At 63.5% G+C, this 13607-nt stretch carries 13 protein-coding genes; 4 read left to right on the top strand and 9 right to left on the bottom strand.

The window, feature by feature from the left end:
- Nucleotides 1-76 precede the first annotated feature (76 nt).
- The 6 genes from rsmA to lptF are packed head-to-tail and all read right to left on the bottom strand — an operon-like array spanning nucleotide 77 to nucleotide 7664.
- A complete protein-coding gene (gene rsmA / locus SO139_RS05955; protein ID WP_449378558.1) occupies nucleotides 77-931 on the bottom strand; it encodes a 16S rRNA (adenine(1518)-N(6)/adenine(1519)-N(6))-dimethyltransferase RsmA in 855 nt (284 codons plus the stop codon).
- A complete protein-coding gene (gene pdxA / locus SO139_RS05950) occupies nucleotides 928-1929 on the bottom strand; it encodes a 4-hydroxythreonine-4-phosphate dehydrogenase PdxA (protein WP_449378557.1) in 1002 nt (333 codons plus the stop codon). Before pdxA ends, rsmA begins: the two co-directional genes overlap by 4 nt.
- Nucleotides 1929-2858, bottom strand: a complete 930-nt coding sequence (locus SO139_RS05945; RefSeq protein ID WP_449378556.1) for a SurA N-terminal domain-containing protein — start codon at nucleotides 2856-2858, stop codon at nucleotides 1929-1931. The genes pdxA and SO139_RS05945 overlap by 1 nt, the downstream gene beginning before the upstream one ends.
- A gap of 56 nt (nucleotides 2859-2914) precedes the next feature.
- Nucleotides 2915-5401, bottom strand: a complete 2487-nt coding sequence (locus SO139_RS05940) for an LPS-assembly protein LptD (protein WP_449378555.1) — start codon at nucleotides 5399-5401, stop codon at nucleotides 2915-2917.
- A complete protein-coding gene (gene lptG, locus SO139_RS05935) occupies nucleotides 5401-6498 on the bottom strand; it encodes an LPS export ABC transporter permease LptG (protein WP_449378630.1) in 1098 nt (365 codons plus the stop codon). The genes SO139_RS05940 and lptG overlap by 1 nt, the downstream gene beginning before the upstream one ends.
- On the bottom strand, nucleotides 6495-7664 hold the full coding sequence (lptF, locus tag SO139_RS05930) for an LPS export ABC transporter permease LptF (RefSeq protein WP_449378554.1): 1170 nt from the start codon (nucleotides 7662-7664) through the stop codon (nucleotides 6495-6497). Before lptF ends, lptG begins: the two co-directional genes overlap by 4 nt.
- Nucleotides 7665-8003: 339 nt before the next feature.
- On the opposite strand from lptF, the gene SO139_RS05925 reads away from it, so the two are divergent.
- The 3 genes from SO139_RS05925 to SO139_RS05915 all read left to right on the top strand — a co-directional run bounded on the left by SO139_RS05925 (nucleotide 8004) and on the right by SO139_RS05915 (nucleotide 10620).
- The gene (locus SO139_RS05925) at nucleotides 8004-9506 is read left to right on the top strand and encodes a leucyl aminopeptidase (protein ID WP_498539771.1); all 1503 of its coding nucleotides are present in this window, start codon (nucleotides 8004-8006) and stop codon (nucleotides 9504-9506) included.
- A complete protein-coding gene (locus SO139_RS05920; protein WP_449378552.1) occupies nucleotides 9503-9955 on the top strand; it encodes a DNA polymerase III subunit chi in 453 nt (150 codons plus the stop codon). Before SO139_RS05925 ends, SO139_RS05920 begins: the two co-directional genes overlap by 4 nt.
- Before the next feature lie 170 nt (nucleotides 9956-10125).
- Nucleotides 10126-10620: a hypothetical protein gene (locus SO139_RS05915; RefSeq protein WP_449378629.1), complete on the top strand. Its 495-nt coding sequence runs from the start codon at nucleotides 10126-10128 to the stop codon at nucleotides 10618-10620.
- A gap of 9 nt (nucleotides 10621-10629) precedes the next feature.
- Here SO139_RS05915 and SO139_RS05910 read toward each other — a convergent pair whose 3' ends face one another.
- A complete protein-coding gene (locus SO139_RS05910) occupies nucleotides 10630-11280 on the bottom strand; it encodes a glutathione S-transferase family protein (protein WP_449378551.1) in 651 nt (216 codons plus the stop codon).
- A gap of 187 nt (nucleotides 11281-11467) precedes the next feature.
- The gene (locus tag SO139_RS05905; protein WP_449378550.1) at nucleotides 11468-11836 is read right to left on the bottom strand and encodes an antibiotic biosynthesis monooxygenase family protein; all 369 of its coding nucleotides are present in this window, start codon (nucleotides 11834-11836) and stop codon (nucleotides 11468-11470) included.
- A gap of 91 nt (nucleotides 11837-11927) precedes the next feature.
- Between SO139_RS05905 and SO139_RS05900 the strand changes: the two genes are divergently transcribed.
- A complete protein-coding gene (locus SO139_RS05900; protein WP_449378549.1) occupies nucleotides 11928-12404 on the top strand; it encodes a MarR family winged helix-turn-helix transcriptional regulator in 477 nt (158 codons plus the stop codon).
- Between the two features lie 162 nt (nucleotides 12405-12566).
- On the opposite strand, the gene SO139_RS05895 is transcribed toward SO139_RS05900, so the two are convergent.
- The gene (locus SO139_RS05895) at nucleotides 12567-13325 is read right to left on the bottom strand and encodes a sulfite exporter TauE/SafE family protein (protein WP_449378548.1); all 759 of its coding nucleotides are present in this window, start codon (nucleotides 13323-13325) and stop codon (nucleotides 12567-12569) included.
- Between the last annotated feature and the right edge of the window lie 282 nt (nucleotides 13326-13607).

Genomic DNA, 13607 nt, shown 5'->3' with positions numbered 1-13607 from the left:
TTTGAGCATGATCTTTCGGAAAACCGCTTCACACTTTTCCGGATCATGCTCTAAAGCGCGATCATCGGATCGTGCTTTAGGTTTGGCTTCGTATATCGGCCAATTCACGCGCCATGGCAACAAAGCCCGCGACCGGAATGGTCTCGGCGCGCCGCGTCGCATCGACGCCGGCGGCCGAGGCGAGGCGTGCCGGATCGGCCTGAATTGATTTCAGGCTCTGGCGCAGCATCTTGCGGCGCTGGCCGAAGGCGGCGGCGGCGACCTGTTCGAGCAGCCGTCGGTCGCAAGGCAGAGGCGCCACGCGCGGCACGAGGCGCACGACGGAGGAGGTGACCTTCGGCGGTGGCACGAAGGCGGAAGGCGAGATGTCGAACAGGATCTTGGTCTCGGTACGCCAGTTGGCGAGCACGCCGAGCCGGCCATAGGCCTCTTCGTTCTCGCGCGCCACGATCCGCTCGGCGACTTCGCGCTGGAACATCAGCACCATCATCTCGTACCACGGCGGCCATGGCTCGCTGGTAAGCCATCCGATCAGGAGCTGGGTAGCTATGTTGTAGGGCAGGTTGGCGACGATCTTTGCTGCGTGACCCGCGAGCAGCGGCCTCGGATCGAAGGTCATGGCATCGCCATGCACGATCTCGAGCCGCCCCGGATAGCGCGCTGAAATATCCTGCAAGGCAGGGATCGCGCGCTCGTCATGCTCGATCGCGATGACGCGCGCAGCACCAAGCGCGAGCAGGGCACGGGTCAATCCGCCGGGGCCCGGACCGATCTCGACGATCGTCGAAGTCTCGAGCGGCGCGGCGGCACGCGCGATGCGCGCCGTCAGGTTGAGGTCGAGGAGGAAGTTCTGGCCCAGCGACTTGCGGGCCGATAGCGAATGCTGTCGAATGACCTCGCGAAGCGGCGGGAGGTCGTCGATCGCGCTCATGCCGGTTGCGCGGCCATGCGGCTTGCGAGCTGCAGCGCCGCGATCAGGCTTGCTGGATTGGCCTTGCCGGTGCCTGCGATATCGAACGCCGTGCCATGATCCGGTGATGTCCGGATGAAGGGCAGGCCGAGCGTGACGTTGACCGCGTCGTCGAAGGCGAGCGTTTTGATCGGGATCAGCGCCTGGTCGTGATACATGCAGACCGCGCAGTCGTAGGTTTCTCGCGCGGCGTCGTGGAACATGGTGTCGGCGGGCAGGGGGCCTCTGGCCTCGATGCCGTCGTTGCGCAAGATCTTGATCGCCGGCGTGACGATGGTCTGCTCCTCGTGGCCGAGCGAGCCGTCCTCGCCGGCATGCGGATTGAGACCGGAGATCGCGATGCGCGGCCGGCTGATGCCGAAACGGGATTTCAGCTCGGCCGCGACGATGCGCACTGTCGAGACGATGAGCTCGGGCGAGAGCTGCGCCAGCGCATCGCGCAGCGAAAGATGAATGGTCACCGGCACCACCGCAAGTCGCGGCGACCACAGCATCATCACCGGCTGCGGCACGCGTCCGTCCTGTTCGGCGAGCTCGGCGAGAAATTCGGTGTGACCGGGATGGCGGAAACCCGCGCGGTAGAGCACGCTCTTGGCGATCGGGTTGGTGACGATGGCGCCGGCGCGGCCTGCGCGGACGTCGGCAACGGCCTGGCGAATGGAGGCGAGCGCTGCGGGCGCGCTGCCCTCATCGGGCCGGCCCGGCTCGGCCGTTGCGATCTCTCCGGTAACAGCCACCGGCAGCGCGTCGGGGAAGGCGGCGACCGCCTCCTCGGCTCGAACACGCGCGATCTTGATATCGATGCCGAGTGCCTTGGCGCGGCGCGCGATCAGCGCGTCATCGCCGAGCAGGTAGAACGCGGGGAGCCCGAGCTCGTTGCGGCGCAGCCAGGTCGCGATCGTGATGTCGGGGCCGATGCCGGCAGGCTCGCCCAGGGTCAGTGCGAGGGGCCTTGCCATCAACGATATTCGATCATCGCCGCTTTGCGGATTTCTGCCAGATAACGCTTCGAGGTCTTCTCGTACTTCTCGACGTACATCTTCTCGCGGACCTCGCGCCGCTTCGGCGTGTCGATCATGGTCGGATTGCGCGCGCACAGCACGACCATTTCGATCCCCTGCTTGGTGGTCTCCGGCGGGGTGAGGTGGCCAACCGGCGTGTCGTCGAGCACCTTGCGAAGCGCCTCGGGGAGATCAGCGGTGGTCTTGGTGACGCTGTCGCGGATCGCCGCGTTGGGCGTCGAGCGGAACAGCGAATTGGCTTCATCGCAGCTCGTGATCCGGCTGCGGTACATTTCGGCTTCCTTGTGCCGTGCCTCGGTCGCTGCCTGCGACGAGCCGCGCGGCACGATGAGGACGATCGGCTGCATCTTGTATTCGAAACCCTCGACCTGCAGCTTTTCGCCATTCTGGGCCTGCACGGCGGCCGCGACGTCGCGCTCGCCGACCTGCAGCTGTTCCTTGAAGCGACCGCGAACGAGGCTGGTCCAGACCATTTCGGCACGCATGCGGTTCTTCAACGTTTCCGGCCGCACGCCCTTCACCTCGAGTGATTTCGCGAGCTGGTCCGTCGTGATGCGCATGCGCTGCGCCATGCCGGAGAAGGACTGGTCGATATCGGAGCTGGTAGGCTCGACGCCGTATTTCTTGCCTTCCTTGATCTTCACCTTCTCGTCGATCAGCTCGTTGAGGACTTCCTGCCGGCTCGGTGTCTTCTGGGTCGTCAGCAGGTCGAGCTTGCTGCGCTGTTCGACGTCGAAATCGGTGATGGGCTCGCCATTGACCATGACGACGACGGTCTGCGCCCGCGACGGGGCCGCGCCGCCGATCAGTAGCAGGGACGTGCCGAGTGCGATGAGAAGGCGATGAACTCGCAAAGTGATCGTCATGGATGTCGTCGCTCGCATACTTGCGATCCGAACAAGCCCCGCAGCGTCAAATCTGTCTACTGCAAGCCGGCGGAGCTGCTGGTTCCCGAGGAGTTCGCCAGCGTTCGCAGGCCGATCTGGAACATGAACGCGTGGCTCAGAACAGGCGGGGTGCTGCCCGCCGAGTAGCTATAGGACGTTACATAGTTAGCCGCCAGCACGAAGCAATCGTCGACATAGCCGGCGCCGACCACGTATTGATTGAGCTTGTTGGCCTCGAGGTCCCAGCGCGCCGAGCCCTGGACCACCCAATTGGCTGCGACCTTCACCGAGGCGGAGGTGAGGATGCCCTCGCGGCGGGTCAGGTAACCCAGTTCCGGCTGCGGCGCGTAGTTGCCGTAGATCATGCTGACCGACCAGCGGTCGAAATTGGCGCGGCCCTCAGCCTCGAAGCGCTGCACGTTCCAGGTCTGCTCGTCGAACCGGCCGCGGACGCTGAACGTGTAGGTCCGGTTCGGCGAATAGCCGACGCTCGCGACATAGTCGGATCGCGGCTTGTCGAGACCTGAATCCAGACCGGTATTGGTGGAATCCTGGACAGCGAAGGAGTTCATGCCGAACAGCTGGTAGGACTGCCCGAACAGCACCTTGACGGCGCCGCCCCTGTCGAACTGGGTGGTGGCCTGCACGCCGACATTGGCGCGGCCGCCGCCCTCGACGCGATCGTAGCCCGAGAACTTGTCGACGCTGAACAAATTGCTCGCATCGAACACCATGCTCTGCGCGTCCTCGTTGGGGAGCTTGCCGGCATAGGTCTCGTTCGGCCGGATGATGACCTGCGCGATCGGCTCGACAACCGTCGAGCCCCACGGCTGAACGTTGATGAAGGGATAGCGGTACTCGAGGCCGACCGTCGGCATCAGGCGGAGCGCCTGGGTGTCGCCAACCGGCAGGTAGTTCGACACGCCCGGCTGATTCGAGACCGAGGAGTTGATCGCATCCGCGCGCAGGATGGCGAACGGGGTCCAGATCTCACCGAAGGGATCGGTGAAGGACTTCCGCCACTGCGCTTCAGCAGTCAGGCGCGTGTAGGTGCCGGGGAAGCCGCGCAACAGACATTGCGAAGGCGTGCGCGCGGCGGTATCGGCCGAGGTCGAGGTGCAGAGGCCGTTGGTGTTGGCGACCGTGGTGATCGGATCGAACACGGCGTCGTTACGCGTCAGGTTGATGAAATTGGTCTTGTAGGAGACCTCACCGCCGAAGATCGGATAGTTGAGCACATTCGAGTAGTCGATCACGGGGTAGACGACTGGCACCTGGCCCTGGTTGCCCGAGAAGCTCAGGAAATACATCGTGCGCGCGTCGAAGTAGCTGCGATTGCCGACACCCGTCAGATAGAGCTGGGAGATCGCTTCCGTCGGCAGGCTCAGGAACGAGGAGAAGGGATCGCGGTACTGCGCCAGCCGGTAGTCCGACATGAAGTAGTAGTCGGAGAGCAGGACGCCGTCCCAGCCCCAGACCCATTTGTCGTTCAGCGCGAACTGGCCCTTGGTCTCGACGCCGCCGCGGAACTGGCGGTCACCCGGCTGGCCGGCGAAATTGCTGGGGTTGAGCTGATCGATGCCGTAAACGCGGATCTGGTAGGCGCCGTCGATCAGGCGCTGGCGGAATTCGGCCTGGAACAGCACGCCCTGCTTGGAGGTGACGCGCGGGCTGAAGGTCGCATCCATGTCGGGCGCGATCGCCCAGTAGAACGGGATCTCCAGGCCGTAGCCGAACGCGGTGTAGGAGGTGAAGCCCGGCATCAGGAAGCCGGTCTTGCGCTTCACCGTCGGGTCGGGCGTCGAGAAGTACGGCATGTAGGCGAGCGGCACGCCGAAGAATTCGAGCTGCGCCGTCTCGAAGTACAGCATTTTCTCCTGCTGGTCGTGGATGATGCGGGCACCCTTGACCTGCCACAGCGGCGGCTTCTTCGGATCGTCCTTGCACGGCGCACAGGCGGTGTAGACGCCGTTCTCGAACACGGTGTAGTTGCCGCTGGAGCGGTCGGCGCGGCTCGCGGCCATGCGGGTCTGGTCGGCGGTGTCCACACGCAACGAATCGACGAAGCCGTCGCGGTAGTCGTCCGACAGATCCATGATCTCGGCATAGGTGATCTTGCCGTCGGCATCCGTCATGCGGATGTTGCCTTCGGCATGAAGGCGCTTGGTCTTCTGGTCGTAGATGACCTTGTCGGCCTCGACGCTGGTGCCGTTGTAGAACAGCTGGACGTTGCCGACCGCCGAGACGCGCGAATTGTTGTAGTCGTAATCGACCTCGGTCGCCTGCACGAGCATCTGGTTGTCGTTGGCGGCCTTCGGCGGCTTCGGACGTGGCGGCAGCTGGTTGTAGTTGAAGCTCTGCGCGGCCGCGGGCACGGTCGCTGCAAGATCGAGCAATCCACCCAGCGCGAGCGCGGCAATGAAGGCGATCAGGAGGCTGCGGGCAGGCAAGCCGAATGCGTTCGCGCGCACCACGGTGCGTCGCGCGACACGAGACACATGCCCTCGGCGGACGGCAGTCACTATCCGTCCTCCTGATAAAGCAAGGCCAAAAAGCCGGTGAGGCCGCCCACCACAACGGGCAGCCACGCCGCAGCGATCGGATGCATCAACTCAGCCTTGCTCAAATCCTCAGTAACTTTGGACAGCACGTAGAGCAGAAAGCCTGCGCCCACGCCACTCAAAACCATCTTCTGCACGCCGCCCATCCGGAAGAAGCGCAACGATACGGAAGCCGCCAGCATCACCATTGCTGCAAGCAGAAACGGCTGCGCCAGAAGCTTATGGTACTGGAGTCGATATCCGGCTGTCGCGAAGCCCGAGCTTTCCGACGAACGGATGTAACTCGGTAGTTGCCAAAAGGACACAGTTTCGGGTGTGGAAAAGCTGTTGCGAACCTGCGCTTCGGTCAGCGTCGTGGGAATCTCCAACCGGTCCTGGTCGATGGGGGGCGCATCCAGGGAGAAACGGCGCACGGTCCTGAACACCCAGCGGCCATCCTCGAGCGTTGCCTCGCGCGCTTCGATGCGCTCCTTGAAGTGATACTCCGTATCAAAACGGAACAGCGTCAGACCGGTCAGCCGGATGCCTTGCTGTTCGCTGCGCGCTGCGTTGATGATGACCTGGCCTTCGCTGGTGACCTGGTTGAGCCAGAAGCCGGAGGCGTCCTGGATGCCGCCGCCAGGGGCCGAGCCAAACAGCTCCGCTTCCATACGCTTGGAAAGCTCGCGCAGGTTCGCCGACATCGGATTGTAGGCAACCGTCGCGATCACACCGATCAGCAGCGCGCTGCCGAGGGCGGGGGAGATGAACTGCCAGGCGGAAATGCCCGCGGCGCGTGCTACGACGAGCTCGAGCCGGCGGGACAGGGCGAGGTAGCAGGTCATGGCGCCGATCAGCATGCAGAATGGCGTCAGCTTCTCCAGAAGCTGCGGTACGCGAAACAGCGAGGTCTCGGCCACCATGATCGCGGAGGCGGACGCAAGGCCAGAGGTCTTGCGCACCATTTCGATATAGTCGACCAGCACCAGCAGCAGGAAAATGCTCGCGAACACGCCGAGCGCCGCGACGACGAAGCGGCCGGCGAAATAGCGTCCGAGGGTGTTGGTGAGCATGCTCATGCGGCGACCGGACGTCGGAATAGCCGCGCAATACGCGCATTGGATCTGTTGATGGCTTCCAGCAGCGCAGGCGGCGCTTCGACCACCACGCCGCCGACGATCATCCACAGGCCGAGGCCGATGGCGGCCGCCAGCATGGCATATTGCACGAGGGGCGCTACCGGCGACTTCACCGCCATCACCGAGCAGGCAAAGCCAGCCATGCGCAGGCCGAACACGGCGAGGATCGAGCTGCCGATCGAGAAGTTGCGGCTCTGACGGGTGGTGCGCGGCGCGCCGAGGAAGGCGAATGTCAGCGCCGCAAAGGCGAAGGGGTACATCGGCGCCATGATGCGGTCATGCAGCTCCGAGCGGAATTGGCCGGGCACCGCCATGTAGACGGGGTCGTCCTCGGGCGGGGACAACAGCTCCCAGAGATAGCGTTCGCGAATCCCGAGCGTGACGTCGCGCCCCTGGTTGGAGAATTTCGACATGTCGAAGCCGTGGCGGGCGAAGGTGACGAGCGCGGGATCGCGCTTGCCGGCCTCGAAGCGTTGCAGGTTGCCGTCCTCCAGCACCAAGATGGTTTCGCCGCCGCTCTTCACCACCGTGCCGCGCTCGGCGACGATCGAGTTGCGCTCCTTCGGATCGCGGCGGTCGTCAATGAAGATGCCGGCCATGATGCCGCCGGGCTGGCGCTCGCGAATCCGGATCGTGAGGTTCTGGTCGAGCTGAGCGAAGCGGCCGGGCTGGAGAATGTTGGTGAGGACGTCGGCGGTGATCTCGGCGTCCCATTGCTTGATCCGCCGCATGCCGTCGGGGGCGAGATAGGCGGCGATGAAGGCGACCAGCAGAGCCACCACGCAGGTGGCGTAGAAGAACGGATAGAACAGCCGGAACGGTGAGAAGCCGGCAGCATTCATCACGATGATCTCGGAATCGGTCGCGAGCTTGTTCAGCGTGTGCGAGATCGCGATCATCAGCGCGATCGGCGAGATGATCAGCACCAGCGCCGGAATCACCAGGCTGGTGATGCCGAGGAAGGTCAGGATGGTCTGGCCCTGACTCGTCATCAGGTCGATGCCGCGCAACGCCTGCGTAATCCAGATCACGCCGGTGAGGCTGACCAGGACCAGCGCAAACGACGCCAGCGTCGTGCGGAAAATATACCTGTCGATCGACCCCATGCGCTACCGCACGATCCCCACCAGGCCCCTTCTGGGTCCCAAACTCCGGACGTCCCGACCCATCCCGAAAGGGGTCCCCAAGGGTCGTTCTGCCACGTCTTTCACCAGTTCACACTCTCACTACCATCCCTTTGATCCGTCAACAAAATGGCTGCCCCGTGGCACCCTCATCATATGGTTAATATTTCCTTCTTGTGGCCCGCCGGCCACGGCCGGCGCTTGGCATGCGCGGTGCGGACGGGTCATAGTGCGTGCCGGATCAGTGAATCGCGGTTCAGCCGGTACTCTCAGGGGGTGCCTGAGGAGCGGCAAAAGTCCCGTCTTTTGGAGGAGTTATCCATGTCCGACGCCGTCAAGGTCGGCTTCGTTCCGTTTTCCGCCGCCCCGCGCGGCACGCTGGTGGCATTTTGCGACGACGGCCTGCGATTCGGCCCAGCAACCGCCAAGGCGCTCGGATCGGCAGCGGACCTGGTGAAGCGGGCCGCCGAGGCGAGCCAGTTCAAGGGCAAGACGGGCGCCGCGCTCGACATCCTGGCTCCCGAGGGGCTGAAGGCCGACCGCCTGATTGTGATCGGCGCTGGCAAGGCTTCGGCCCTCAAGCTCAACGATTTTCTGAAGTTCGGTGGTGTGACGGCCGGCAAGCTGAAGGCTGGCGCGAGCGCCATGACCATCATGGCCGAACTGCCTGACGGCTCCATGACCGCGGAACAGACGGTCGCGATCGCCTCGGGCCTCCGGCTGCGCGCCTATAAGTTCGATCGTTACAAGACGAAGAAGAAGGACGGCGAGGAGGGCGGTGCTTTGCGCGCCGACGTCGCGTTCGCCGTCGCTGACCTGGCTGCTGCGAAAAAGGCCTTCACGCCGGCGGGCCATGTCGTCGACGGCGTGATCATCGCGCGCGATCTTGTCAACGAGCCGCCGAACGTGCTCTTCCCGGAGGAGTTCGCGCGGCGTGCGAGCCAGCTCCGCAAGCTCGGCGTCAAGGTGGAGGTGCTCGACGTCAAGGCGATGCACAAGCTCGGCATGGGCGCGCTGCTCGGCGTCGGACAGGGCTCGGCGCGGCCGAGCCGCACCGTGATCATGCGCTGGGACGGCGGGAAGAAGGGCGAGGCTCCGGTCGCCTTCGTCGGCAAGGGCGTCTGCTTCGACACCGGCGGCATCTCGATCAAGCCGGCCGGCAGCATGGAGGACATGAAGGGCGACATGGGGGGAGCGGCCTGCGTCGTCGGCCTGATGCACGCGCTCGCGGCGCGCAAGGCAAAGGTCAACGCGGTCGGCGCCATCGGTCTCGTCGAGAACATGCCCGACGGCAACGCGCAGCGTCCCGGCGACATCGTCACCTCGATGTCGGGCCAGACCATCGAGATCATCAACACGGACGCCGAGGGACGCCTCGTGCTGGCCGACGTGCTCTGGTACGTCGCCAAGAGAGTGAAGCCGAAATTCATGGTGGATCTCGCCACGCTCACCGGCGCGATCATGGTCGCGCTCGGCACCGAGCATGCCGGCATGTTCTCCAACAATGACGAGCTCGCCGAACGCCTCCTGACGGCCGGCATCGAGAGCGGCGAAAAAGTCTGGCGCATGCCGCTCGGGCCCGAATACGACAAGCTGATTGATTCACAGTTCGCCGACATGAAGAATACCGGCGGTCGCCACGGCGGCTCGATCACCGCCGCGCAGTTTCTGCAGCGCTTCGTCGACGGCACGCCCTGGGCGCATCTCGACATCGCCGGCACCGCCATGGGCGCGCCGAAAACCGACATCAACCAGAGCTGGGGCTCCGGCTACGGGGTGCGGCTCCTGGACCGTCTGGTCGCCGACCACTATGAGCGCAAATGACCGAAGTGCTCTTCTACCATCTGCAAAACATGACGGTGGAGAACGTGTTGCCGCCGCTGATCGAGAAATCACTCGAGCGCGGCTGGCGCGTCGTGGTGCAGTCGACCTCGGAGGAACGCGCCGATGCGCTCGACGCGCATTTATGGACCTATCGCGACGATTCCTTCCTGCCGCACGCGACATGGCGAGTCGGCGACGCCGCCGAGCAACCGATCGTGCTGGCGGTCGAAGAGGGCAATCCCAACGGCGCCAATGTCCGCTTCCTGATCGACAACGCCGCGCTGCCTCAGGATTCGGAACGCTATGAGCGCATGGTGCTCCTGTTCAATGGCGACGATCCCGATGCGCTCGCGCTTGCGCGCAGCGCCTGGACGGATTGCAAGACGCGCGGATTTGATGTCACCTATTGGCAGGCTGACGAGCGGGGCCGGTGGCAGCGGCGCAATTAGCGGTTGGCTGTCAAATTAATGATAATTTGCGGCTTTTGGGGTAATGCTGACCTCTAGCCACGGTCGTGCCGCAAAGTGATGTTGGGACAATCGTTTAGGGCTGGCCCTTAACGCGGGGATTCGAGTTTATCGTGCGACATCAAAAGCTTCCTTCGACGCTTGTGTTGGCGTTGTGCGCCGTTGCGCCGCTGATGGCGGCCTGCTCGAGCAGCTCGGAACTGCTGTCGAAGGATGCCGAGTGGTTCAACAAGCCGGCCCGGCTCTTCATCAAGAACATCTCGATCGAATCGCCGCCGCTGACCCCCGACAAGCCCGTGACGGCGGAGGATCTGGTCAGCGCAGATGGTGCTTGCCCGGGCATGGCGCCCGCGGGTGCGCCCACCGACGCCAATGCCTCGACCGCGCCTTCGGCGCAGCCGGGCGGCACAGTCGCGCTCGGTCACACCGAATGCGATGTGGTGCGCGGCATCGGGGCGCCGTCGGGCGTCAATCTCTCCAATGATGCCGCCGGCAGGCGCGTTGCCGTGATCACCTGGGCGACCGGTCCACGTGCCGGCATCTACACGTTTACCGCTGGCCGCCTGTCTTCGATCGAGGGCAGCCCAGAGCCGGCGCCGATGCCGAAGGCGGCCAAGCCGAAGCCGAAGAAGAAGCAGGCAGCCTGAGCGGCCTCATCAGCCAGTCGATGCGGCGTTGAACACCGCCAATTGAGCATCGAAAGCACGCCCGAAGGCCGGACGCGCTTCGCCGCGGGCCACATAGGCGGAGAGGTTCGGATATTCGTCCAGAATGTCCGATCCATTCAACCGGCGCAGCACGGTCACCATCAGAAGGTCGCCGGCGCTGAATGCACCATCGAGCCAATCGGAATTCCCCAGGCGACCGGAAAGTTCGGCAAGCCGGACACGGATGCGATCCTCGACGATAGGCAAGCGCTGCTCGTACCAGGTCTCGCCGCGCTCCACGAGTATGGTAATTGCCCGATCAACGATCGGCGGCTCCAGCGTGTTAAGCGCGGCAAACATCCATGTGATCGCGCGCGCTCGGCCATGCGCATCGTCTGGCAGCAGTCCACCATGGCGCTCCGCGATATGGAGCACGATCGCCCCCGACTCGAACAGGGCAAGACCGCCTTCTTCGTAGGTTGGAATCTGCCCGAACGGATGAAGCGCACGATGCACGGTCTCCTTCATCTCGCTGAACGAGACGAGACGAACGTCGTAAGGTTGGCCCACTTCTTCGAGCGCCCACCGAACACGCATGTCGCGTGCTTGTCCTCTGCCGCGGTCGGGTGACCTTTCGAAGGCGGTAATGACAGGGATCACGGGAAGTCTCCGTGCAATTGCGTGAAGCCGACGACAAGTTTCCGGTTCCTGCACTTTGTGGCCAGAGGACGAACGGGCGGGGCAGTTCCCGACACATACTTCTCTTCTTTGGAGGAGCTTCGCAGTGCGACTCCTCAGCCGTTCTTGAATCAAGGGGTCGTGGGCCTTCAGGCGTTTGCCGGGCGAGCTACGCGACGCAGATGCCGGGCACCGCGACCTTCTGGAACAGGTGCGGAGAAGCTACGGCGGAAGAGGGATAGGCCGAGATCTTGGATCGGAACTCGGGATGCGTGAAGGCAGCCCGGAAGTGGGCGGTCGATTCCCAGACGGCGTAGTTCAGATAGGTCGGGCTTTCACCGATCGCGCGATGAAGCTGGGTGGCGATGAAACCCGGCTGCCGCTTCATGAAGGCAGCATCGTCTTGCCAGACCTGGAGGAATGTTTCCTCATCGGCTTTGTCGAGCGTGAACAGATTCACGAGCACGACAGGGCTGGTATCGATGCCGAGCTGACGTTCAATCGGAAACGCGGGATCCAGTGTGCGCAGGTGCGACATGAAAGGTCTCCGTTCTGTGGTCGCATGATGCGGTATTGTACTTAGAGTGCTAATTTGGCATTATGATGTCAATAAAGATTTATGGTGACGGATGTTGAGATCCCGACGAACGCCTGCTGGCGATGCCCTGAGCAACCTCATGCTTGACCTGTTCCGGCTGAATAGCCTGGTCCTGACCGCAGGTGACCGCCTGGTCGCCTCACTCGGGCTCACGAGTGCCCGTTGGCAGATCCTCGGCGCCATCGTGCACGCGGAGCGAGCGCAGCCGGTCGCATGGCTCGCCCGCGACCTCGGTGCCAACAGGCAAAACGTGCAGCGGATCGTCAACGATCTTCACGCTGAAGGGCTTTTGGCATTCGAGGCCAACCCGCATCACCGGCGCGCACAACTTGTGGTCCTGACTGACAAGGGAAGGCGCACTTTCGAGGCCGCGATGGCTTTGCAGGCCCCGTGGATCAACGACCTCTCGGAAGGGCTTTCGGTCAAGGACCTGCAAACGGTCCACCGCCTCGTCACGGCGCTGCGCAAGAAGCTCGAGGGCAATGACGAAACTGAAGATCGGACGTAGCGTCGGCGCCAGTGTCTTTGCACTCTGATCCTGACGCTGCTCGTCCACGATCCGCGGTCGGTCATTTTCGACTGCGCCAAATCCCGGCTAACCGGACGTCGAGGCCGCAAGCGGCTACAACGGGCCACCTCGATGATTCCGGGTTGAACGTCCTCTCTCGATTTACGCGAGATAGCCGGACACTCCGTCCCACAGCAGCTTCAATGCCGTGACGAGCAGCAATCCGTAGCAGGCCCGGTAAATTTGCTGCTGGTCCAGCTTGCCGTGGAGGCGCCAGCCCAGCCAGACGCCGCTGGGAATGGCGAGCAGGCATGCCGCCATCACGATCCAGACGTTGCCGCTCGGCCTTACCAGGAGCAGCCACGGCACTGCCTTGGTTGCGTTGCCAACCGTGAAGAAGAGGCTCGTCGTTCCGGCGTAGACTTCCTTGGTGAGGCCGAGCGGCAGCAGATACATCGCAAGCGGCGGACCGCCGGAATGCGCGACCATGGTGGTGACACCCGAGGCGAGACCGGCAGCAACCGCCTTCGGCGACGAACGAGGTTGACCAGTCACCTTCGACGCACTCAAAAGCCATAGGCCGACAAAGACCAAAGTCACGACCGCCATCACAATCGCGACGGCACGATGGTCCAGCACGCGGAACAGCAGATAGCCGAGCCCGATGCCCGTCACGAGGCCGGGTAGCAAAAGCGCAAGGTCCGGCTTCGACCAGGTCGAAGGTTTCCAGTAGCGAAGCGCGAACAAATCCATCGCGATGAACAGCGGTGCGAGTAGGCCTCCGGCGGTGACCGGGTCCATCACGAACGACAACAGCGGAATGCCCACGATGGAGAACCCGCCGCCGAAGGCGCCCTTCATGAAGCAGATCAGGAACACGCCGGCAAACGCGACGAGAAATGTAGTGACCGTCAGATCCATGTGCTCGTCTCCGCGATCGCCGTGTCATTGGCGCGTCCGGGCGACCGCAGGCCAATTGCAACGTGCAATCGAGTTTGTGTCGCTAGATTGATCCGAATAATGTCTCGGTGCAATAGTAACATTGTTCTCGGTGCAATTACATCGAGAGCCTGTGCAGCAAGAGTAGCCGCGCTGGCTGCGGTCCGCACGGGCATAGCTAAGCCTCAGTGCGCCACTGTTTCTTCAGTTTGGAGATTTCCGGAAAGGGATCATTCGCTGACGCCTGCGTGGCGTCTCTCATGA

This window comes from Bradyrhizobium sp. UFLA05-89, assembly GCF_059803475.1.
The sequence above is the reverse complement of the archived record's forward strand: the minus strand, read 5'-3'. Positions and strand labels throughout refer to the sequence as shown.

What these genes read in the sequence shown, in the direction of transcription:
- SO139_RS05895 (WP_449378548.1), bottom strand. Translation starts at nt 13,325, where the DNA reads ATGGATCTGACGGTCACTACATTTCTCGTCGCGTTTGCCGGCGTGTTC.
- SO139_RS05945 (WP_449378556.1), bottom strand. Translation starts at nt 2,858, where the DNA reads ATGACGATCACTTTGCGAGTTCATCGCCTTCTCATCGCACTCGGCACG.
- SO139_RS05900 (WP_449378549.1), top strand. Translation starts at nt 11,928, where the DNA reads ATGTTGAGATCCCGACGAACGCCTGCTGGCGATGCCCTGAGCAACCTC.
- SO139_RS05905 (WP_449378550.1), bottom strand. Translation starts at nt 11,836, where the DNA reads ATGTCGCACCTGCGCACACTGGATCCCGCGTTTCCGATTGAACGTCAG.
- SO139_RS05920 (WP_449378552.1), top strand. Translation starts at nt 9,503, where the DNA reads ATGACCGAAGTGCTCTTCTACCATCTGCAAAACATGACGGTGGAGAAC.
- pdxA (WP_449378557.1), bottom strand. Translation starts at nt 1,929, where the DNA reads ATGGCAAGGCCCCTCGCACTGACCCTGGGCGAGCCTGCCGGCATCGGC.
- lptF (WP_449378554.1), bottom strand. Translation starts at nt 7,664, where the DNA reads ATGGGGTCGATCGACAGGTATATTTTCCGCACGACGCTGGCGTCGTTT.
- lptG (WP_449378630.1), bottom strand. Translation starts at nt 6,498, where the DNA reads ATGAGCATGCTCACCAACACCCTCGGACGCTATTTCGCCGGCCGCTTC.
- SO139_RS05925 (WP_498539771.1), top strand. Translation starts at nt 8,004, where the DNA reads ATGTCCGACGCCGTCAAGGTCGGCTTCGTTCCGTTTTCCGCCGCCCCG.
- rsmA (WP_449378558.1), bottom strand. Translation starts at nt 931, where the DNA reads ATGAGCGCGATCGACGACCTCCCGCCGCTTCGCGAGGTCATTCGACAG.